Genomic DNA, 20,690 nt, shown 5'->3' on the forward strand with positions numbered 1-20,690 from the left:
CCTTATGCAGGATTTGAAAGCGCTGGAAGGGAAAAGCCTTGCCGAACTGCGTGAAATCGCCAAGGCCCTGGGCCTGAAGAATGTCATGGCCAAGAAGAAGCGCGAACTGATAGAGACCATCGCCGGAAACGGTGCCGGGGAGCCCGCGGCGTCCGAAACGCCCGCCGCACAACCCGCGGCTCAGCCTGCGGCCGAGGCGCCCGCCAAACCGCGTCGCGGACGCCGTCCGCGGCTCAAGCCGGCCGAGGAGGCTGCGCAGCAGAGCGTAGAGCCGGCCGCCGGACCCGTTGTCGACGGTTCTCTGGTCGAAGGGGCCGAGGAGCTCTCTGCCGAAACCGGGATGCCGGCCGCCGCGGCCGATGCTCCGACGGACGGCGCCGAGACCCGCGCTGCCGGAGCCGACGCACCGGCTGCGGCCGAAGGACAGGCCCAGCCCGCACTGGCCGGGAAGCGCCGCGGCCGCAAGCCCAAGAACGCGGCGCACCAGCAGCCCTCGGAGGCGCCCGCTGCCGAGCGGGGCGCTGCGGCGCCGCAGCCTCAGGCCGCCACGGTGCAGGATGCCATCCGCTCGCTCGACGAGGAGGTCATCACGAAGGATGACTTCGCCGGGGAGGTCGAGGGCGAGGGCGTGCTCGAAATCATGCCCGACGGCTACGGATTCCTCCGCTCGGCCGACTACAACTACCTCAATTCGCCCGACGACATCTACGTCTCGCCCTCGCAAATCAAGTTCTTCGGTCTGAAGCCGGGCGATACGGTCAACGGCGTCATCCGCCCCCCGAAGGAGGGCGAGAAGTACTTCCCGCTGGTGCGTGTCAACGAAATCAACGGCCTGAAGCCCGAATACATCCGCGACCGGGTGCAGTTCGAGTACATGACGCCGCTCTTTCCCAACGAGAAGTTCTGCCTGACGGGCAACGGCCACAACAACCTCACCACGCGCATCGTAGACCTCTTCTCGCCCATCGGCAAGGGGCAGCGCGCGCTGATTGTCGCCCAGCCCAAGACGGGTAAGACGATGCTCATGCAGTCGATTATCAACGCCATAGCCGACAACCATCCCGACGTCTATCTGATTGTGCTGCTCATCGACGAGCGCCCCGAGGAGGTGACCGAGATGGCGCGCAACGCCAAGGCCGAGGTCGTCGCCTCGACCTTCGACGAGCAGGCCTCGCGCCACGTGAAGGTGGCCGAGATGGTGCTCGAGAAGGCCAAGCGGATGGTCGAGTGCGGCCACGACGTGGTGATTTTCCTCGACTCCATCACCCGTCTGGCGCGTGCCTACAACTCCGTGCAGCCCGCCTCGGGCAAGGTGCTCTCGGGCGGTGTCGACGCCAATGCGCTCCACAAGCCCAAGCGCTTCTTCGGTGCCGCGCGCAATACGGAGGAGAAGGGCTCGCTGACGATTATCGCCACGGCGCTCATCGACACCGGTTCGAAGATGGACGAGGTGATTTTCGAGGAGTTCAAGGGCACGGGCAACATGGAGCTGCAGCTCGACCGCAAGCTGGCCAACAAGCGCGTCTACCCGGCCGTCGACGTGATTGCCTCGGGTACGCGCCGCGAAGATTTGCTGCTGCCGCGTGACGTGATGAACCGCACGTGGGTGCTGCGCAAGTACCTTTCGGACATGACGCCCGTCGAGGCGATGGAGTTCCTCCAGAAGCAGATGAATCTGACGGAGACCAACGAGGAGTTCCTCGCAACGATGAACCACTGATGGAGGTGGACGAGAAGAAACCTTTGGATAACAAACGATTACTATGAAACGTATTGTTCTTTTGTGCTGCAGCCTCGTGCTGGCCCAGGCCTCGCTGGCGTGGGGGCCCAAGGGGCACGACGTGACGGCCTACATCGCCGAATGCCACCTGACGCCCGAGGCTGCCGAGGCGGTCGACAAGGTGCTGGGCGGCCACTCGCTGGTCTACTACGCCAACTGGCTCGACAACGCCAGCCACCAGCCCGAATATGCCTATACGAAGACGTGGCACTACCGTAACATCGACGCCGGGCAGACGCTCGAGACGATGCCCGTGAATCCCGACGGCGACGTGCTGACGGCCGTCGAGCAGCTCGTCGAGCGGCTCTCGTCGGGGGAGCTCTCGCCCGAGGAGGAGGCGCTTGACCTCAAGATGCTGATTCATCTGGTGGGCGACATGCACTGCCCGATGCATCTGGGGCACCTCTCCGACCTGGGGGGCAACCGGGTGCCGGTGACCGTCTTCGGCCGCTCGTCGAACCTCCATGCGGCGTGGGATACGACCCTTCCCGAGTCGGCCCACAAATGGAGCTATACGGAGTGGCAGGAGCAGATTGACCGTCTGGCCGACGACGAAGTGATGCTCGTCGAGTCGGGGCTGCCGCGCGACTGGGCCCTCGAGACGTGGGCGCTTTGCAGCGAAATCTACGGTGCGACACCCGAAGGAAGCTCCATATCATACGATTACGTGGCGCGATATGCCCCGGTGGTGGAGCGCCAGTTCCTGCGCGGCGGATACCGTCTGGCCCGGCTGTTGAACGAGATTTACCGATAGCGGGGGAGGCTGCTCCCCATAAGTGGTGAGTTCACACGAACGAAAATACTCATTTGTGGCGATTGTCCGGCGCGTTGTTTTGCCCGACCTTTGTATCGAGAACAATAAGCAGAAAATTCAGCCATTGCATTGTTTGTATTGTTAATGTTTGTGTGTGGAACCCGTCCTCGACCGAGGGCGGGTTTTTTGTTGGCCGGCGGTGGGGGAGAACGGTACGGCAGCAGGCGGAGCGAGCGGCCTTCGGAGCGAGCGGCGGATATGCGGGGAGGACAAGTGGGCCGGTGCCGGCGTGGGTGAGCGGAGAATGCGGCGGTGCGGTAGGAAGCGGAGGCAGAGGCGGGTGTGGAAAGCGGGGTTCCCGGAGCGGAGCGACGAGGGCGGCGGATATTGTTGCTGACTGCGGAGCCGCACGGAGCAAAAAAACGCCTGCCCATCGGTCGGAAGGGCAGGCGGATAAGTGGTCGGCGGGTGGTTGGCGGGACTGTCGGGCCGCAGCCGGAGCCGTCATGGCGTGGGTGAGCGGAGAATGCGGCGGTGCGGTAGGAAGCGGAGGCAGAGGCGGGTGTGGAAAGCGGGGTTCCCGGAGCGGAGCGACGAGGGCGGCGGATATTGTTGCTGACTGCGGAGCCGCACGGAGCAAAAAAACGCCTGCCCATCGGTCGGAAGGGCAGGCGGATAAGTGGTCGGCGGGTGGTTGGCGGGACTGTCGGGCCGCAGCCGGAGCCGTCATCGGCTGGAGGGGGCGGCAGGCCGGGGCGGGGAGTTGGCTCTGCTGTGCGGGTTACTGCCGGTCGGTCGGGGCCGGGGTTGCAATTCGGACCGCAGTGTCAGCCGTTTCCGCGGCGTCGGTGCCGGTCGGGGCAGTGTCGGTCGGCTCAGCACTGCCGGCTTCGGCCGGTTCCGCAGTATCGGTGTCGGCCGGGGTGATTTCGACCAGCAGGTACTCGCCTACGGGGTGCAGCCGCTTGCCGGCAAGGAACCGCTGCATGGCGTCGTCCTGCTCCAGTTTGCGCGCCGCGAGCATCAGAATACCCTCGGTCACCTCGCCCGCAAGCACCTCGTCGGTCGTCACCGCCCGGACCGGAGCCCCCAGGTAGGCATCCATCGACTCGGGACGGCGCACCTCCCAGCTGTAATAGGCCGTCGTGCCGTTCGTCCGGGCCAGTTCGACGGCCTGGCGGCACATGGTGCCGTAGCCCAGCAGGGTGTTGAGCCGCGGCAGGGCCATGCCGCCGACAAAGAGGGCTGCCAGAAGCCCCGCGGCCAGCGTATTGATGGCGTGCCGGAGCGTCTGCTCCCGCCACAGAAGTGTCAGCGCCGCGATGCCAGCGGCGGTGAGCAGCGCCGTGGCGGCCAGGCACCAGCCGTTGCCCAGGAAGGCGAGGTCGGCGTTCTGCCGCAGCACGACGGCAGCCGGAAGCGCCGCGCACCAGATGAGGGCCGGAAGGGCTACGGTCGCCTTCATCCACCGTGCCGGGGGCATCCGCTGCGCCAGCGATGCGGCCAGGTAGACGAAGAAGGGGAAGGTCGGCGCGAGGTAGACGGCCAGCTTCGAGCTGAAGAGCGACAGCATGACCAGCGTCGAGACGATGACGGTGAGGAAGAGGCGCTCGAGGTCGGTCATCCGCATGCGGCGCACCAGCGCCGTGAGGATGATGCCCGCGATGAGCAGCGACCAGGGGGCCAGCGAGTACCAGTACGACACGAGGTAGTACCAGAAGGGCTCCTTGTGGTGGAAGGCGTCGACGGCGCGGTCGATTGTCTGGTGGAAGAGCAGGTTATTGAGGTACTCCGACCCGCCCTCGAGCCAGACGGCCAGGAACCAGAGGGCGCTGCAGCCGGCGATGATGCCCCACGTGTACCATCCGCAGCAGCGGGCGATGAGCCGCGGCTTGCGCTCGACGAGCAGGAAGAGCGTCGCCGAGAGCAGCGGGACGAGCAGCCCGACCGGCCCCTTGGTGAAGAGCGCCAGCCAGGTGAAGAGCGCGAAGAGCGTGCGGTGGAGCCGCTCGCTGCCCGTGCCGGTGTAGAGTTGCCAGAAGGAGTAGAGCGCCAGCGTGATGAACATGCACATGAGCATGTCCATCCGCACGCAGACCGCCAGCCCGAGGAAGAGCCCGCTGGTCATCAGCATCAGGGCGGCCGTCATGCGGTTGCGCCTTTCGACGACGGTGCGCAGCCAGCGCTCCATGGTGGCGAGGATGACCATCGCCGGCAGCAGCGCCAGCAGCGCGAGGTAGAGCATCTGGTGCTGTCCGAAGAGGAGCCGGCCCAGCATGACGAGCCACAGGTAGAGGGGCGGTTTGTCGGCGTAGGGCTCGCCCTGGAAGGTGAAGGTGAAGAGGTGCCCCTCGCGCAGCGCCTCGTCGGCGATGCTCAGGTAGCGCAGTTCGTTCGAGGGGGTGAAGTCCCGGAGGAGCATCACCGGAAGCAGGGCCAGCAGGCAGCCGGCCAGCAGCAGCGGGAATCTATGCTTCATGGTCGTGTTTGCGTCCGATAAGGAGGTTGCGGGCATAGGCTATGAATCCGACCGACTGACCCAGAATGAGCACCGGGTCGAGGCGAATCAGACCGTAGCAGACAATCATGGCCGAGCCCACGAGGCTCATGGCCCAGAATCCGACCGGCAGGCTCGACTCGCCGTGGCGCGCCGAGTAGAGCCACTGGTAGACGAAGCGCAGCGAGAAGATGGCTTGCCCTACGGAGCCGAAGAGCAGCAGCCAGAGGGGCACCTGGTCGTTCTGGAGGAAGTCCCGCACGAAGGCCTCGGCATGGCCGGCGATGGCCACGAGCGCCGCCACGGGCGTGAGGAGCAGCACAGCCCTCAGCAGCAGCGGAATGCGGCGGTAGAGTCCCTTCAGATTGAGGTTCCAGAGGTAGATGTAGTAGGAAATCAGCTGCCCGAGGATGATGGAGAAGTCGTCGCGCAGCCATCCGTAGAGGAAGAGCAGCCACGACCCGGCCAGCGAACATATCCAGTAGGCCGAGGGCGAGACGATGCGGTGCGCCCGCTCCGAGAGGACCCACTGGATGAGGATGCGCGCCGAGAAGAAGAGCTGCGCCAGAAAGCCGATGGCGTAAATCCACCCCATGGCCTACAGGTTGGTGGGTCCGACCCGGTAGTTGATGGCCCGCTTGCGCATCCAGCGGTAGGCGAAGCAGTCCATCAGCGGGGAGATGAGCCGGTTCCAGAGGTGGAACTTCGAGGCGCCGGCCGTGCGCGGGTAGTGCGGCACGGGGGTTTCGGCATAGGTGGCACCCTCCTGCAGCAGAATGAGCGCCGGCAGGAAGCGGTGCATCCCCTTGAAGAGGGGCAGGCGTTTGGCCGCCGGCGTCTGCATCACCTTGAGCGGGCAGCCCGTGTCGGTGGCGCCGTCGTGGGTCATCATCCGGCGGAACGAGTTGGCGAACTTCGACTGGAAGCGCTTGAAGAGCGAGTCCTTGCGTCCGGCGCGGATGCCCGTGGCGAGCTGATGCTCGACGGCCAGCGGCAGCAGCCGCTCGAAATCCTCGGGATGGGTCTGCAGGTCGGCGTCGATGTAGCCCACCAGCGGCGACTCGGCGTGGTCGATTCCGGCCTTGAGCGCGGCGCTCAGCCCGGCGTTGCGCACGAAGGAGAGGTAGTAGAAGTGGGGGTTGCGGGCGCAGATGCGCTGCAGCAGCTCGAGGCTTCCGTCCGTCGAGCCGTCGTTGATGAAGAGCACGCAGCTGCGTCGCGATGCCGCGGGGAGGTAGTGTGCGAAGGCCTCCTCGAGCCGGTCGATGTTGTCCCGCTCGTTGTAGACGGGGACAATAATCGTAAATTCGTATTCCGATGTATGGTTCATGTCCGTATTCAGTTCTTCAAGGGGTTCTTGTCGGAGAGGTACCACGCGGCGAAGCGGCCGATGCCCTCGGCGAGCGTCACGCGGGGCTGGAAGTGAATCCGCTCCTGCAGATGGGTCGTGTCGGCCCACGTGCAGGGGACGTCGCCCGGCTGCATGGGCTGCAGGTCGAGCTGCGCCGTGCGGCCGAGCGCCCGCTCGAGCGTATGGATGAACTCCATGAGCTCCATCGGGCTGCCGTGGCCGATGTTGAAGAGCTCGGTGGGGATGGCGCCCGAGGGCACCTGGTCGAGCAGCCGCACCACCCCCTCGACGATGTCGTCGATGTAGGTGAAGTCGCGCCGCATGTCGCCGTGGTTGAAGACCCGAATCGGCTTCCCCGCGAGGATGCTCCGCGTGAAGAGCATCGGGGCCATGTCGGGGCGTCCCCACGGGCCGTAGACCGTGAAGAAGCGGAGCCCCGTGAGCGGCAGCGCGTAGAGCCGCGCGTAGACCTCGGCGATGAGTTCGTCGCTGCGCTTGGTGGCGGCGTAGAGCGATACGGGGTGGTTCACGGGGTCGCTCTCGGCGAAGGGGACCTTCGTGTTGCCTCCGTAGACGGAGCTCGACGAGGCGTAGAGGACGTGGCCGACGCCCTGCTTGCGGCAGCACTCGAGCAGGTTGACGAATCCGAGCACGTTGCTGCTGGCGTAGGCAATCGGGTTCTCGAGCGAGTAGCGGACGCCGGCCTGCGCCGCCAGATGGATGACCCGGTCGAAGCGTTCGGCGGCGAAGAGCCCCTCGAGTACCGCGACATCCTCGATGTGCATCTGTGCGAAGCGCATCGGGGCGGTACGCGACGACCGGAGCTGCGGGGTGTCGTCCGTCGGGGCGTCGATGCCCAGTTCGGCCAGCCGGGCCAGCTTCAGGCGGACGTCGTAGTAGTCGTTGAGCGAGTCGATGCCCGTGATTTGGTGACCTTCGTCGAGCAGCCGGCGGCAGAGGTGGTAGCCGATGAATCCGGCGGCTCCCGTAATCAGTATCTTCATCTCGTGCGATAAGGTTATGTCGTGGAACATCCGGCAGACCGGCGTTGCTTTCCTGCTTTTCCGCGGCTCGCGCACCCGTTTGCGGGCTTCGCCCGGTTGTTCGCCGTAGCCCGGTTTTGCCCCGGCTGCTGCGGCTTTCCGCTGCTTCCCCGCAGCTTTTGCGGCCTTCCCGCGTTCTTCACCCGGTCGCTCCGCGGGCCCCTTTCGGTTGCCCGGTCTTCTCGCAATCTTCTTCCGGTTGCCTGCGGTGCTTGGCGCTCTCCACTCCCCGGCGGCCGCATCACGGCGCGGCACCTCCATCCACGGCGGACGTGTCACAGCACTCCGCAGCCGATGTCGTTTCGGACCATCGGTGCGGCGTATGGAAAGAGGCCTCGGACAGACATCGTTCTGATGGCTGTTTCCTCTCTGGCTATGCGGTTGTTGCGGAAGGCTCGGACTTGGGGGCGAGTCTTGGGCAGGACGCTTGGTCGGGGGTAGCGCGTCGCTGTTTGCACAGTCTGCTTTTCATCGGCAAAATTCATCATTTGCCGGCGAAGTTCTTATTCCCGAAGGTTTGACGAAGTGTTCGATTTGTCCTTATTTGACCCCTTCGGGGTGCAATTCCCCTCCGGCGGATGAAAATATTCCTCGGGTGTGCCCGTGCCGGGAGTCGGAGGATGCTCCCGTACGGGGAGGATGAGGGCGGGTGCGGTGAAGCGGGGCGTCTTTTAATACTAAGTGTCGCGGGGCAGCCCCGATACGACCGTCGGGCGTGCGGCAAATCCGTGCCGACACCGGTCGGAGTGCCGGGTGCGGATGGTGAAGATGCCGCATCGGAGACGAAAATGCATTGCCGCAACCATATTTTTTCCTATCTTTACGCCATTGGATGCACCGTGAACCCTTCGAACGCTCCCGTGCCCGGTTCCATTGCACCCTCCCTTCCTCCTTCCCCTTGACGCCTCATGAAACGGTCTGTCGTCACATATGCGCACCATGCAGTGGTCCTGTTGCTGCTACTCTGCTCGCTTGCGGCCTGCTCGCATGCGAAGCCCGGCACGACCGATGAGGTCGATGCCGCCACGAAGCTGGCCCGCGAAACGCTGGCCCGCACGCTGCAGCGCTACAGCTTCGCCGGACAGCACGACTCGGTGATTCTCGTCGCCCGCCCGGCCTACGGTGACGCCGCCCGGCGGCACGATACGCTGATGATGGTCTACACGGGGCTCAACATGGCGCAGTCGTACCTCTTCATGGGCGACATGGACTCGGTGCGCCGCTACGTCGACCTCATCGAGCCGCTGAAGGATTTCCCCCTCTCGTCGGGGCTGCACATCATGCGCAGCAACGTGCTCGGCAGCTACCTCCTCCGTTCGAGCCTCGACTACTCGAAGGCGCTCAACAACTACATCGAGGGGCTGGAGTGGGCCGACGGCCGCGAGAATACAAGCGACCGCATCGCGCTGCTTTCGAACATCGTCAACATCTTCTACGTGCAGAACAGCGACAAGGGCTATGAGTATGCCCGCGAGGCCTACTCCCTGGCCACCACGCAGGAGGGGGTCAGCCTCTATGCCAAGTGCGCGGCCTGCATCGTCATGGCGCAGATGTACTACGTGAAGCACGATTACGACGCTGCGGAGCGTTACCTGACCCAAGCCGACCGCTATGCGCAGCAGGGCGGGGCCCATTCGCAGATGCCGTTCATCTATGCCATGTTCGCCTGGATAAGCCAGTCGCGCGGCGACGGGGCCGACGCCTCGAAGTTCTACGACCGGGCCCTCGACTTCATCCGCTACACCGACCCCGGCACCGCCTCGCAGGTCTACCTCACCTACGGCGACTACCTGCTCGGACGCGGCGAGCGCACGGCGGCGGCCGGCATGTACCGGCGGGGGCTCGAGATTTCGGACTCGACCGGCAACATGGAGTACCGCAAGAGCCTGCTCGGCCAGATGGCCGACCTCTCCTACGAGATGGGGAACTACATGGATGCCGCCCGCTATTCGCGCATGTACAAGACCTACTCCGACACCACGTCGAATCTGCGCGAGCGGGAGTTCCGCGAGCTCATCGAGCAGCGCGAGGCCTCGGAGGTCGAGCGCATGATGCTGGCCCGCGAGCTGGAGCAGCGCAAGAACCGGCAGCGTCTGTTGCTGCTGCTCTCGCTCTCCATCGGCGTGACGGGCTTCTCGTTCCTGCTCGGGCTGCTCTACTACCGCCAGCGCAAGATGTACGGCAAACTGGTCAAGAAGCATCAGGAGTACCTCTCGCTGCTGGAGCTCAAGTCGAACTGCAACACCAGCGCCGGTGGCGACGAACACAGCGATACGGACCGCGAGCTCTTCGGCAAGATTGAACACCTCATGCGCGTCGACCGGATTTACCGCATGAAGAACCTCACGCTGGAGGTGCTGGCCGACATGACCGAATCCAACCGGACCTACTGCTCGCGCGCCATCAACACCTTTGCCGGCATGTCGTTCAACCGCTACCTCGACACCTTCCGCATCGCCGAGGCGACGCGCCTCATCGCCGACCGGGGCAGCGACATGCTCTTCAAACAGCTGGCCGACGACATCGGCTACAACTCGGTCACGGTCTTCTCGAAGGCCTTCCAGCGGGAGACCGGATGCACTCCAAGCATCTACCGCAAGGAGGTCAGAGGCTACAAATCGGACAAATAATCCGATAATTTGTAAAATTGTAGAACTATCTACAGTTAAATTTTCATTCTTGGACCGTTCTCTCTACTTTTGAGGAAGAGGTTTTCCCCACTCGGCGGGCGCCTCTTCCCCGAATCCTTTTATTAATCCTTAACGAACGGTCACTACTATGAAACATGCATTATTTGCAGTTCGGATGTTGGTATTCTGGACTGTCGCGGTAGTCCTGTTTGCCGGGTGTTCCGATGATGAAAACACCGACAAGGTCACACCGAAACCTACACTGGAAGAGATAATCCTCGACAAGGAGGCTGTAACGCTCGATGTCGGCGACCGGTATACGTTCGAAGTCACGCTGCTTCCCGAGGGTATTGAAAACGTCGTGCTGACCTGGAGCTCGAGCGACCCCGAGACGGTCTCGGTCGAGGAGGGCACCGTCACGGCGCTGGCTTACGGCGAGGCTGTCGTCACGGTCAGCTCGGGCAATGTCTCGGCAAGCTGCCGGGTAACGGTCGATGACGGCATCGTCGATGTCGAGTCGGTCACGCTCAATACCCACAACCTCGATTTGAAAGTGGGCGAGACCTACAAGCTGGAGGCCATCGTCGAGCCTGAGGATGCCGTATACGAATTGACGTGGGAGTCCTCCGACGACCAGATTGTCAAGGTCAGCGACACGGGTTCAATCGAGGCGCTGGCCGCCGGTGAGGCGACCGTGACCGTCACGGCGGGCGAATACTCCGACGAGTGCGTCGTCGTGGTGACCGAAGTGGCCGTCGAGAGCATCACGCTCAACCAGACGGAGCTCGAACTCGAGGAGGGCGGCTACTCGGTGCTCATCGCAACGGTCAAGCCCGACGATGCCACCAACAAGGGTGTCACCTGGACGAGCCTCGACGAGACGGTGGCTACGGTCGACCAGACCGGTATGGTGAAGGCCCTCAAGGCGGGCAATACCACCGTCCGCGCAACGGCCGGCGCCTGCACGGCCGAGTGCAAGGTCGTCGTGACGGCCTCCGAGACGCCCCCTTCGACCTCGTCGGTCAACGTGGGTGACTACTTCTACTCCGATGGCACCTGGTCGACGGAGCTCCAGGAGGACAAAACCGTTGTCGGCATCGTATTCCATGCCGGCGATGCAACGGCCACCGACGCGGCTCTGGCCCGCGACCACGGTGACTGCACGCACGGCCTGGCCGTCTCGCTGAGCGAGGTGACCATCACTTGGCAGTCGCAGGCCGCCCAGTACGGCAAGACCGTCTCGTCGTGGATTGAGGCCAACGCACCCGACTACGAGCCCATTCTCACCAGCGGCACCGCAGCCAATGCCGGCAACCTGATGGGATACAATAACACGATGGCCCTCAAGGCCTTCAACGCAGCGGCCGAGAACAGCGCATGGCCCGTAGAGTCGGTCGACGGACTGGAGACCTTCAGCGCCTCGAATGCCGCACCCTCCTCCACCAGCGGATGGTACATCCCGTCGGTACGCGAAATGTCGCTGCTCATCTCGGGCAAGGTCGACGGCAACTTCGAGGAGGCCTCCTCGGACGACAACCGCAGGGCGGTGAACACGGTGCTGGAGACCGTCGGCGGCACGCTGATTCAGGGCATCTTCTCCATCATCCCGGGCGTCTACCAGACTTCGTCCGAGGTCGATGCCGACAACTTCTACCAGGTGCTGACCTCCACGGCACAGGCTTCGGCCAGCCCGAAGACCGAGGCGCTCAAGCTGCGTCCCATCCTTGCCTTCTGATTTGAACGATTCATACAGTTGCGAACCCCAAAAACCCAAAAGTACCATGAAAAGATTTTCTGCTTTGTTCCTTGCCGCTTTGAGCGGTTTGGTGATGTGCGGATGCCAGGAGTCGGACTCGGACTCCTCGCTCCAGTCCGTAACCCTCAATACGCATGAACTCAACCTTTCGGTCGGTAAAGAGCAGACCCTGACGGCTGTCGTCTCTCCCGGAACGAGTGAAGGGCTGATGTTCGAGTGGGCATCCGCCAATCCCGAAATCGCAAGTGTGAGCGAAAACGGTGTCGTTCTCGCGGTAGCTCCCGGTCAGACCGTCGTGTCGGTGTCGTGCCAGGGCAAGAGGGACGAATGTCGGGTGACGGTGACGGAGGCCGTCGACAAGGTGACCGTGACCCCGTCGACGGGTGAGGTGCTCATCGGCCAGACGCTCAGCCTCGAGGCCGAGGTGACGCCCGCCGAAATCGACGCTCCGGTGACGTGGCTGTCGACCAACGAGGACATCGCCACGGTGAGCGATGACGGCGTGGTAACGGGCGTCGCAACGGGTACGGTGATTGTCATGGCCGAGGCCGGTGGTGTTACGGGTACTGCCATGATTTCGGTCGTAGGTACGCCCGTCGAGTCGGTGACACTCAACGAGACCAGCATCGAGATTGACGAGGGCGAGACGCATACGCTGTCGGCTACGGTACTGCCGGCATCGGCCGACAACAAGAGCATCACCTGGTCGTCGTCCGACGAGCGGATTGCCACCGTCAGCGGCACGGGTGCCGTCTACGGCAAGCGTCCGGGTGAGGCGGTCATCACCGCACGTGCCGGCAACTGCACGGCCGAGTGTCGTGTGACGGTCAATGCGCTGCCGCTGGCCGTGGGTCACTTCTACTATTCGGACGGCTCATGGTCGGCAACCTACGACTCGGGCAAGACGGCAATCGGCGTCGTATTCTATGTGGGCGACGTGACCCAGAGCGACCCGGCCCTGGCCCGCGAACACCCCGACTGCACGCACGGACTGGTCGTCGCACTTCAGGAGTCGACCGAGGAGCTCGCATGGCAGAGCCAGTCGGAGGCCTACGGCAAGACGATTGGCGAATGGGTCGATGCCAATGTGACCGACTACGAAACGCCCATAACGGACTTCGGCCTGGAGGATAACCTCAATATCCCGATGGGTTACAACAACACCAAGGCCATCGAGGCCTTCAACGCTGCGGCCGAGAACAGTGAATGGCCCGTCGGTGTAGTCGAGTTTGTGGACAACTACCGCGAGACGGTCGCCGCTCCCGAGGCATCGAGCGACTGGTACCTCGGCTCGGCCAAGGAGATGTCGCTGCTCGCCACGGGCGAATACAACGGCAACATCTGGGATATCCGCGATTCGGGCGCTTCGGTCCGGAACCTCAAGACGGTGAACGAGAGCATCGCGCTGATTCCGGGTGCCCAGACCATCGGCACGGCCATTCCGGTAGGCTTCATGCTCTACTGGACCAGCACCGAGGTCATTGCAGCGGATGACTTCCCTTCGATGGCCATCTCGATGACCACCACCAACGGGCAGATGCCCCGTTGCTACAAGTACGAGTCGTATCCCATCTATCGTACGCGTGCCATCCTGGCATTCTAATTCCAAATGAGAAGCGGCAGAGCAGATTCTGTCGTTGAGAGGGGTCGGACCAAATGAGGGGGAGGTCCGACCCCCTTTTTTGTCTGTTCGCGCGGGGTTGCTCCCTCTGCTGAAGCCGGCTTCGGTGTCAGAGGTCGCCCAACAGCTGGAACTTGATTCCGAAGGAAAAGTATACGATGTCGGAGAGATGCAGCGTCCGGTTGCCGCATTTCGCGATGATATCCAGGTCGTTGGCCGAGAGTTCGTAGTAGAGCGTGATGTTGCGCAGCAGGGAGTCCCCCTTCAGATACCAGGTGACGCGCTGCCCGGCGTAGAGATGCAGCCGCAGCCGCGAGGTGAAGCTGTAGTACTGGTCGCCCGGATAGCGGTCCGGTTCGTGAATCCAGAACTTTTCGCCCGAGATGAGCGTCATGTAGAGTCCGCAGGTGAAGGGTTCGATGGCGAGCCGTTCGCAGCAGCGGATGCTCCACGGGATGTAGTTCTGACGGAGTGTAAAGGTGGTGTGCGTCTTGTCGGCATAGGCTCCCGGCAGCAGGCCAATCATCAGGTCGGTCTCCCAGCGGCATTTGCGGCCGTAGTCCCAGCCGTAGCCTGCGGAGACGACCCCCATGCCGCCGGCATACTGGACCTTGACGTGGGTCGGCAGCAGCCGCTTCCAGGAGCGGTAGCCACGATGCTCCCTGAAATCGAGCCGGAGCGGAGTGCGTCCCTCCGGCGACGGCTCCGCTTGCGCCTGTGTCTGCGCCTGCATCTGCGCCGATACGGCCGAGACCCACAGCATCCCGGTAAGCAGCAGAAGAAGCCTCCTAAAACTCGACGCGCGTGCACTCATATCCCTCGCTGTTTACCGTAAAGAGCAGGTAGCTCCGTTTGTGTATGTTGTCGCATTCGTAGTAGAGCACCCCGTCGTCGAAGAGCTCCGTGACGTTGTAGCTGTGTCCGTGGCCGTTGATGCAGCAGAGCAGTCGGGGAAACTCCCTGATGACGAACTGGAAGACCCGGGCCACGTTGTTGTCGAACTGCTCCGTATAGGGGCGCGCATGCATGGTGACGATGGTCCGCGTGGCTTCGGCCGGAAAATCCGCCAGCTCCGATTCGAGAAATTCGAAGTTGGGAGCCGGTTCCCGCAGGTCGAACTCCAGGGCGTTGGTATTGAGGCAGATGAATCGTATGTCACCGGCCGTGAAGGCGAAGTTGAAGGCTCCGAAGACCTTTTGGAAAATCTCTTCGCCCGTGGCCAGACAGTCGTGGTTGCCGAGCAGAACGACGTACGGCACCCGGAGGCGGTTGAGTATGTCGCGCTGACGTTCGAACTCGACCTTCATCCCGAAATCCGACATGTCTCCCGCGTGGAGCACGAAGTCGATGTCGTCGCGGTTGTTGAGCGCCTGCACGGCGTCTTCCGTCTCGTCGTACCAGCGCTGCGTGTCGGAGATGACGGCGAAGCGGATGGCATCCCGGCCGGCCGTTGCGGCCTCGATGCGGGCGATGTTTTTCGCGTTGATGTCGCATTCGCCCTCGACGCGGGTGTCGTAGGGGTGGTAGTTAACCTGGCACGATGCCGCCGTGAGGGCAAGGCATGCGAGGAGAAGGCGGGAGAGGGTAAGACATGCGGAGGCTCCTTTGCGGGTCCACCCCTTGGGTGCCGGGTGGCTGCGCCGGCGGATGGGGCATCCCGCGGCAGCCGACGGCGCGCACGGCGAGGCGGAGCCGCCGGGCGAGCGACGTCCGGAGTCCGTTCCGCAGAGAGGAGTGGGTGTCATGGGCCTTTTCATTGGGTGTTCGTTCCAGAATCCGCCGGAAGGGGACGGTAATCGGGCAGTCGCACCGTTCCGCACCGTTGCATCGCTTCCTTCGCACCATTTCCTCCGCACCTTTGGGCGATGTTTCCTTCGCGCCGTTTTGCGTCGTTTTCTTCGCGCCGTTTTGCGTCGTTTCCTTCGCGCCGTTTTGCGTCGTTTTCTTCGCGCCGTTTTGCGTCGTTTTCTTCGCGCCGTTTCGCGTCGTTTTCTTCGCGCCGTTTTGCGTCGTTTTTTTCGCGCCGTTTTGCGTCGTTTTTTTCGCGCCGTTTTGCGTCGTTTTCTTCGCGCCGTTTTGCGTCGTTTTCTTCGCGCCGTTTTGCGTCGTTTTCTCCGCGCCGTTTTGCGTCGTTTTCTCCGCGCCGTTTCGCGTCGTTCCCGAGCCGTTCTGCTCCATCCGGATTCCATGGACAAAATTCATCATTTGTCGGGAAATCCTGTTTCCGGGATTTCGTGCAATGTGTTCGTATTTTCTCCATTTTGTCCTCATGAAGAGGGGAAAAGAGGTGCTTGATTCAGCGCTCCTGTTCTAATGGTCGGTATCTTTATTCCGGGAGGACGAAACGGGGCAGCGCAGGTAGGGCGGGTTGAGTGGGGAGGATTGTGTTGGTCGGGAGGCTCTGGCTGGAGCGGGAGCGTATCAGGCCGGAGCGGGCAAAAGGGCATGCCGTGTGGGAACAGTATCAGGACGGGGTTTCCCGGATGTTTGCGCGGGTATGGCTGAGTGGATGCGCGGGGATGCGTGCGTGTAGGGTCGGCTTCGGGGTGGGGTAGCCCGTGGCTCCGCCGATGCGGGGAGGTGGCGGAAATCGCCGGTCCGGTGTGCAAATTGTCTGCCGGGAAAAGAAAAAAGGAGCTACGAATCATCGTAACTCCTTGATTTTCTGGTAGCGGGAGAGAGACTTGAACTCTCGACCTCATGATTATGAATCATGCGCTCTAACCAGCTGAGCTATCCCGCCATGGCTTCGTCTCAATCCTCGGGCGGTGAACCGCTGTCGGTTGGGGTTTCAAAGCGAGTGCAAAGGTAGTACAATTTTCCGAACTACCAAAAAAAAGTGCAAAAAAAGAGTCCGAACCTCCGTCCGGACCCCTCTGGCAGCGGATTTGCACGCTCCACCCCAAACACTTTTCAATCGATGGAACGTTCTGAACTTTCGGAAAACAGACTCATGCGGCGCCTCTCCGAGCTCAAGGTGCTGGCCGGGCTGGTCCTGCTGGTGGCCATTTCGTGGGAAATCCTCGCCGGGCACCATCAGGCCTTCTCGCGCGGTTATCTGGCCGTGCAGCTGGTTGTCTGCCTGCTCTTCCTCTGTGACTTCTTCATCCGCTGGCGTCTGGCCGGCCGCAAGGGGCTCTTCCTGCTGCGCAACCTGTTCTTTCTGCTCATCTCGATTCCCTATCTGAACATCGCCGTCTGGAGCCACGCGCAGCTGCCGCGCTACTGGGCGATGCTGCTCGGGCTGATGCCCCTCATCCGGGCCTTCGGCGTGCTGGGCATCGTGGCGCACTGGCTCGTGACGGGGCGCATCCGCCAGCTCTTCGTCTCCTACCTCTTCACCGTGCTGGTCTTCACCTACCTCTCGGCGCTGATCTTCTACGACTATGAAATCGGCGTCAATCCAAAGCTGGACGGCTTCGGCGACGCGTTGTGGTGGGCCTGGATGAATGTGACGACCGTCGGGGCCGAGATTTTCGCTGTGACGGCCGTCGGCAAGGTGGTCACCGTGCTGCTGCCGTCGCTCGGAATGATGATGTTCCCGATATTTACGAGCTACATCCTGCAGGAGTACGCCCCCCGCAAGCGGGAGTCCGACTCCTGACGCTCGGCGAGCGGCCGCGGTGGCGGAGCGGGCGCAGGGTGGGTGCGGAGCAGGTGCAGAGTGGCTCTGCGGTCCGACTGCGCTGCCTTTTTGTGGCCGGGCCTGTGCGGCAAGATAAAACGCACACACGGCATGACATCCCGTAACGGGGTGGTGCGGTGTGTGCGTTTGTCGGTCCAGCCTCTCTGCCGCGGCCCTTGTACGACGCCGTTCTTCCCGGCGGTTCCGTCTTCCCGGGGTGGCGGTTAGCGGCCCTGCTTCTGCTGCTCGCGCAGCAGGTCGCGGATTTCGGTGAGCAGCAACTCCTCCTTCGTCGGTGCGGGAGGCGTCGCCGGGGCGGGAGCCGCAGCCTTGCGTCGCATCAGACGGTTCATCAGCTTGACCATCAGAAAGACGCAGAAGGCCAGAATGGCGAAGTCGATGCACTGCTGGATGAAGGCGCCGTAGTTCCAGTAGACGGGTTCGGCTCCGGCGGCTGCGCCCGACACGCTGTCGCGCAGGCCGCTCAGATTGACGCGCAGGTTCGAAAAGTCGGTCTTGCCGAGCAGCATGCCAATCGGCGGCATGATGATGTCGTTGACCAGCGACGAGACGATTTTGCCGAATGCGCCGCCGATGATGACGCCGACGGCCATGTCCACCATGTTGCCCTTGAGGGCGAACTCCTTGAATTCCTGTAAAAATTTCATGCTCTTGTGCGTTTTTGTGTTGTGTCCGCTTTACGGCCGTATGAAGGTACGAAAAATCGGGCGCATATCCAACCTTCCGACCTGTTTTGGCGCCGGACGGCAGAACGGCCGCCCGCCCCGGGGTTGGTTTTCTCCGGCTATTTGCGTAATTTTGTCGGATGGGCGGGGTGCACCCCCGACCTTCGGGACAACCTTCGCGGCCGGAGGCTGCGGGTGCAAAAGTTTGCCCGAGTGTGAAAACGGACAGCAAAAAAGAGATTCGATATGAAGAAGATTACCAATCCCTGGAGCGGGATGGAGGGGTATCGCTGCTTCGGCTGCGACCCCCACAGCGAACGCGGTCTGCGGATGGAGTTTTACGAGGACGGTGACGAGATTGTGAGCGTATGGCATCCGCGCCCCGAATTTCAGGGGTGGGTCGATACGCTGCACGGCGGCATCCAGGCGACGCTGGCCGATGAAATCAGCAGCTGGGTCGTCTTCCGCAAGTACCAGACCAGCGGCGTGACGACGAAGATGGAGGTGCGCTACCACCGTCCCATCCACACCACCGACGAGCGCATCACGCTGCGGGCCGTCGTGCGGCAGCAGCGGCGCAATCTGGTCGAAATCGGCGTCCGAATCTTCGACCAGCGGGGCGAACTCTGCACCGAGGCCACCTGCGTCTACTTCCTCTTCCCGAAGGAGCGGGCCCGCGAGGAGTTCCACTTCTGCGAGTGCGGCGTCTGCGACGAGGAGACGCTGCCGCGCTGACGCCCTGCGGTTGGTCCGCCGCATGGAACAGCCCGGAGGGGCGCGGCGCAGTCCGAATCTGTCGGCCCGGGGCACGCTTTTGCTCCGCCGGTCCTGCCTCGTCCGGTCCGGAGCGCGCTTTTGCTCTGCCGTTCTTGCCTTCTTCCGCCGGCCCGAGGTGCACTCTTGCTCCGCCCGACCCGGAGATGTTTGCATCAACCTTCCCGGCGGTGCCGAAGCCTGCCTCCTCTCGGAGCACCGAACACGAAAACCCCTGCAGTCGAACATCAACTGCAGGGGTTTTTCCTTTCAGCGGTGGGGGAGCGGGCTCCTCCGCCGTGGGGAGTGATGCGTGATTACTCGATTTCGAGCAGCGGAGCGTCGGTCGGAACATTCTCGCCGACCTGGGCCAGCACCTGCTTGACCTTGCCGCTGACATCCGACGTGATGGAGTTCTCCATCTTCATCGCCTCGAGCACGGCAACCTCCTGTCCGGCCTTCACCTCGTCGCCGACCTTCACCTTGAAGTCGATGACGCGGCCCGGCAGCGGAGCGTTGACCGTGTGACCCGTGATGGCGGCAGCCTTCTTCTCCTCGGCCTTCTTCTCCTCGACCTTCGGCTCGGCGGGTTTCGAAGCGGCGTAGGCCTTCTTCTTCTGCTCGGTGAGGAAGTTCTTGGCCACCAGCGGGAAGAGCTCGAGCAGCAGCACCTCCTTCTCGTTGGCCGCCAGCTTCACGCCGCCTGCCTCGGGCAGTACGGGGTTGGGCTGCATCTGATACTTCGACGTATCGTAGGGAGTCTCCTCGCGTACGCCGCAAATCTTGAAGCGGAACTCGGGGTCAATCTTGACGGGCGTCTTGCCGTATTCGCCCTTGACCAGACCGACGAACTGCGACGACTTGTTGGTGTACATCGGACGGCCGGCCTTCTCGTCGAGGGCGCAGTTCACGGCCTGTGCACCGACAATCTGCGAGGTGGGGGTTACCAGAGGCGGCAGACCTGCGGCCAGACGCACCGACGGGATGAGCTCCATGGCGCGCGGCAGAATCTCCTCGGCCTTGAGCTGCTTGAGCTGGGCCACCATGTTGGAGTACATGCCACCCGGAATCTCGGCCTTCTGGACCAGTTCGTTGGGTGCGGGGAAGCCGTAGTAGGCCTCAATCTTGCGGCAGGCGTCGATGGTGCCCTCCTCGTCGTCGGCCTGGGCGGCCTTGATGGCGCGGTCGAACAGGGCGTCGATTTCGGCGGGAATCGTATCCGTCAGCGGGTTGAACGCCTTGGGCTCGGGCTTCTCGACACCGAATACCGACATGTTGAGCTCCTTGCGGATTTCACGCAGCTGGGTGTTGATTTTGGCCACGGCCTCCATGTTCACGCCCAGGTCGATGCCCAGCTTCTTGCAGAAGACGTAGACCAGCTCGATGGCCGGAGCGCCCGTACCGCCGGCGAAGTACCAGCAGTTGGTGTCGACGATGTCGACGCCGGCAACGATGGCTGCCAGAACCGATGCCAGACCGTAGCCCGGGGTGCAGTGGGTGTGGAAGTCGACGGGAATCGACAGATGCTGCTTGAAGAGGCGCACCAGCGTGGCCACGCGGCGCGGCGGGATGAGGCCCGACATGTCCTTGATGGTAATCATGTCGGCTCCCAGAGCGGCCATCTGCTTGGCCTTGTCCAGGAAGTATTCATCCGTGAAGACGGGCTTCGGGTTCTTCTTGCCCATCAGCTTGGCGAAGAAACCCAGCTCGGGATATTTCGGGTCGACCGTGTAGCAGACGGCGCAGTCGGCGATGCCGCCGTACTGTTTCACGTACTTGACCGTCGACTTGACGTTGTCCACGTCGTTCAGCGCGTCGAAGATACGCATGATACCCAGTCCGCTCTCGATGGCGTTGCGGCAGAAACCGTCGATGATTTCATCCGTGTAGGGCGAGTAGCCGAAGAGGTTGCGGCCGCGCGAGAGAGCCGTCAGCTTCGAGACGTTGCCTACGGCCTTGTGGATGGTTTCGAGACGGGTCCAGGGGTTCTCGTTCAGATAGCGCATCACCGAGTCGGGTACGGCGCCGCCCCAAACCTCCATCGCATAGAAGTTCGCATCCTTGTAGTAGGGAAGACAGCGGTCGATTTGGGCCTGGTTCATTCGCGTGGCGAACGAGGACTGCTGCCCGTCGCGCAACGTGAGGTCTCTGATTTTAAGATTTCTTGCCATGATGCTATTAAAATTAGGTTCTT

At 62.8% G+C, this 20,690-nt stretch carries 16 protein-coding genes and 1 tRNA gene; 7 read left to right on the top strand and 10 right to left on the bottom strand.

Going from position 1 to position 20,690, the window contains the following annotated elements; all coding sequences use genetic code 11:
- Window positions 1-4: 4 nt before the first annotated feature.
- On the top strand, window positions 5-1,720 hold the full coding sequence (gene rho / locus C8267_RS00435; protein ID WP_106633266.1) for a transcription termination factor Rho: 1,716 nt from the start codon (window positions 5-7) through the stop codon (window positions 1,718-1,720).
- Between the two features lie 43 nt (window positions 1,721-1,763).
- Window positions 1,764-2,534 (top strand): S1/P1 nuclease, encoded by a 771-nt coding sequence (locus C8267_RS00440; RefSeq protein ID WP_106633267.1) that lies wholly within the window; start codon window positions 1,764-1,766, stop codon window positions 2,532-2,534.
- A 781-nt stretch (window positions 2,535-3,315) separates the two neighbouring features.
- Here C8267_RS00440 and C8267_RS00445 read toward each other — a convergent pair.
- Genes C8267_RS00445 through C8267_RS00460 form a run of 4 tightly spaced genes read right to left on the bottom strand, consistent with a single transcriptional unit; the run spans window position 3,316 to window position 7,386 of the window.
- Window positions 3,316-5,013 carry an ArnT family glycosyltransferase gene (locus C8267_RS00445; RefSeq protein ID WP_158699646.1) on the bottom strand — a complete coding sequence of 566 codons (1,698 nt, stop codon included), beginning with the start codon at window positions 5,011-5,013 and terminating at the stop codon, window positions 3,316-3,318.
- Entirely contained in the window at window positions 5,003-5,626 is a 624-nt protein-coding gene (locus tag C8267_RS00450; protein ID WP_087360681.1) for a lipid-A-disaccharide synthase N-terminal domain-containing protein, read from the bottom strand. The genes C8267_RS00445 and C8267_RS00450 overlap by 11 nt, the downstream gene beginning before the upstream one ends.
- A 3-nt stretch (window positions 5,627-5,629) precedes the next feature.
- The gene (locus tag C8267_RS00455; protein ID WP_106633268.1) at window positions 5,630-6,361 is read right to left on the bottom strand and encodes a glycosyltransferase family 2 protein; all 732 of its coding nucleotides are present in this window, start codon (window positions 6,359-6,361) and stop codon (window positions 5,630-5,632) included.
- Window positions 6,362-6,369: 8 nt separating this feature from the next.
- Window positions 6,370-7,386, bottom strand: a complete 1,017-nt coding sequence (locus C8267_RS00460) for an NAD-dependent epimerase/dehydratase family protein (RefSeq protein ID WP_106633706.1) — start codon at window positions 7,384-7,386, stop codon at window positions 6,370-6,372.
- A gap of 983 nt (window positions 7,387-8,369) precedes the next feature.
- Between C8267_RS00460 and C8267_RS00465 the strand changes: the two genes are divergently transcribed.
- The 3 genes from C8267_RS00465 to C8267_RS00475 all read left to right on the top strand — a co-directional run bounded on the left by C8267_RS00465 (window position 8,370) and on the right by C8267_RS00475 (window position 13,414).
- Entirely contained in the window at window positions 8,370-10,055 is a 1,686-nt protein-coding gene (locus C8267_RS00465) for a helix-turn-helix transcriptional regulator (RefSeq protein WP_106633269.1), read from the top strand.
- A gap of 148 nt (window positions 10,056-10,203) precedes the next feature.
- On the top strand, window positions 10,204-11,790 hold the full coding sequence (locus C8267_RS00470; protein WP_106633270.1) for an Ig-like domain-containing protein: 1,587 nt from the start codon (window positions 10,204-10,206) through the stop codon (window positions 11,788-11,790).
- Between the two features lie 46 nt (window positions 11,791-11,836).
- Window positions 11,837-13,414, top strand: a complete 1,578-nt coding sequence (locus tag C8267_RS00475) for an Ig-like domain-containing protein (protein ID WP_106633271.1) — start codon at window positions 11,837-11,839, stop codon at window positions 13,412-13,414.
- Between the two features lie 127 nt (window positions 13,415-13,541).
- Here C8267_RS00475 and C8267_RS00480 read toward each other — a convergent pair whose 3' ends face one another.
- The 4 genes from C8267_RS00480 to C8267_RS00500 form a co-directional block, all read right to left on the bottom strand.
- Window positions 13,542-14,246, bottom strand: a complete 705-nt coding sequence (locus tag C8267_RS00480; RefSeq protein ID WP_106633272.1) for a hypothetical protein — start codon at window positions 14,244-14,246, stop codon at window positions 13,542-13,544.
- On the bottom strand, window positions 14,221-15,177 hold the full coding sequence (locus C8267_RS00485) for a metallophosphoesterase family protein (protein ID WP_106633273.1): 957 nt from the start codon (window positions 15,175-15,177) through the stop codon (window positions 14,221-14,223). Before C8267_RS00485 ends, C8267_RS00480 begins: the two co-directional genes overlap by 26 nt.
- Before the next feature lie 8 nt (window positions 15,178-15,185).
- Complete coding sequence (locus tag C8267_RS10800) at window positions 15,186-15,692, bottom strand: hypothetical protein (protein ID WP_158699647.1); 507 nt, start codon at window positions 15,690-15,692, stop codon at window positions 15,186-15,188.
- Between the two features lie 406 nt (window positions 15,693-16,098).
- A tRNA-Met gene (locus C8267_RS00500) sits at window positions 16,099-16,175 on the bottom strand.
- Window positions 16,176-16,352: 177 nt separating this feature from the next.
- On the opposite strand from C8267_RS00500, the gene C8267_RS00505 reads away from it, so the two are divergent.
- Window positions 16,353-17,036: a potassium channel family protein gene (locus C8267_RS00505; RefSeq protein WP_106633275.1), complete on the top strand. Its 684-nt coding sequence runs from the start codon at window positions 16,353-16,355 to the stop codon at window positions 17,034-17,036.
- 245 nt (window positions 17,037-17,281) lie between these two features.
- Here the strand turns inward: C8267_RS00505 and mscL are convergent, their stop codons facing one another.
- Window positions 17,282-17,725, bottom strand: a complete 444-nt coding sequence (mscL, locus tag C8267_RS00510) for a large-conductance mechanosensitive channel protein MscL (protein ID WP_087360585.1) — start codon at window positions 17,723-17,725, stop codon at window positions 17,282-17,284.
- Window positions 17,726-17,989: 264 nt separating this feature from the next.
- Between mscL and C8267_RS00515 the strand changes: the two genes are divergently transcribed.
- The gene (locus C8267_RS00515; RefSeq protein WP_087360582.1) at window positions 17,990-18,478 is read left to right on the top strand and encodes a PaaI family thioesterase; all 489 of its coding nucleotides are present in this window, start codon (window positions 17,990-17,992) and stop codon (window positions 18,476-18,478) included.
- 335 nt (window positions 18,479-18,813) lie between these two features.
- On the opposite strand, the gene C8267_RS00520 is transcribed toward C8267_RS00515, so the two are convergent.
- The gene (locus C8267_RS00520; protein ID WP_106633276.1) at window positions 18,814-20,667 is read right to left on the bottom strand and encodes a biotin/lipoyl-containing protein; all 1,854 of its coding nucleotides are present in this window, start codon (window positions 20,665-20,667) and stop codon (window positions 18,814-18,816) included.
- Between the last annotated feature and the right edge of the window lie 23 nt (window positions 20,668-20,690).

Source organism: Alistipes sp. Marseille-P5061 (assembly GCF_900290115.1).
Lineage (GTDB): Bacteria > Bacteroidota > Bacteroidia > Bacteroidales > Rikenellaceae > Alistipes > Alistipes excrementigallinarum.

Excerpts from the sequence above, each read along its gene's own strand:
- rho (WP_106633266.1), top strand. The coding sequence starts at position 5 with ATGCAGGATTTGAAAGCGCTGGAAGGGAAAAGCCTTGCCGAACTGCGT.
- C8267_RS00440 (WP_106633267.1), top strand. The coding sequence starts at position 1,764 with ATGAAACGTATTGTTCTTTTGTGCTGCAGCCTCGTGCTGGCCCAGGCC.
- C8267_RS00445 (WP_158699646.1), bottom strand. The coding sequence starts at position 5,013 with ATGAAGCATAGATTCCCGCTGCTGCTGGCCGGCTGCCTGCTGGCCCTG.
- C8267_RS00450 (WP_087360681.1), bottom strand. The coding sequence starts at position 5,626 with ATGGGGTGGATTTACGCCATCGGCTTTCTGGCGCAGCTCTTCTTCTCG.
- C8267_RS00455 (WP_106633268.1), bottom strand. The coding sequence starts at position 6,361 with ATGAACCATACATCGGAATACGAATTTACGATTATTGTCCCCGTCTAC.
- C8267_RS00460 (WP_106633706.1), bottom strand. The coding sequence starts at position 7,386 with ATGAAGATACTGATTACGGGAGCCGCCGGATTCATCGGCTACCACCTC.
- C8267_RS00470 (WP_106633270.1), top strand. The coding sequence starts at position 10,204 with ATGAAACATGCATTATTTGCAGTTCGGATGTTGGTATTCTGGACTGTC.
- C8267_RS00475 (WP_106633271.1), top strand. The coding sequence starts at position 11,837 with ATGAAAAGATTTTCTGCTTTGTTCCTTGCCGCTTTGAGCGGTTTGGTG.
- C8267_RS00480 (WP_106633272.1), bottom strand. The coding sequence starts at position 14,246 with ATGAGTGCACGCGCGTCGAGTTTTAGGAGGCTTCTTCTGCTGCTTACC.
- C8267_RS00485 (WP_106633273.1), bottom strand. The coding sequence starts at position 15,177 with ATGACACCCACTCCTCTCTGCGGAACGGACTCCGGACGTCGCTCGCCC.
- C8267_RS10800 (WP_158699647.1), bottom strand. The coding sequence starts at position 15,692 with ATGGAGAAAATACGAACACATTGCACGAAATCCCGGAAACAGGATTTC.
- C8267_RS00505 (WP_106633275.1), top strand. The coding sequence starts at position 16,353 with ATGGAACGTTCTGAACTTTCGGAAAACAGACTCATGCGGCGCCTCTCC.
- mscL (WP_087360585.1), bottom strand. The coding sequence starts at position 17,725 with ATGAAATTTTTACAGGAATTCAAGGAGTTCGCCCTCAAGGGCAACATG.
- C8267_RS00515 (WP_087360582.1), top strand. The coding sequence starts at position 17,990 with ATGAAGAAGATTACCAATCCCTGGAGCGGGATGGAGGGGTATCGCTGC.
- C8267_RS00520 (WP_106633276.1), bottom strand. The coding sequence starts at position 20,667 with ATGGCAAGAAATCTTAAAATCAGAGACCTCACGTTGCGCGACGGGCAG.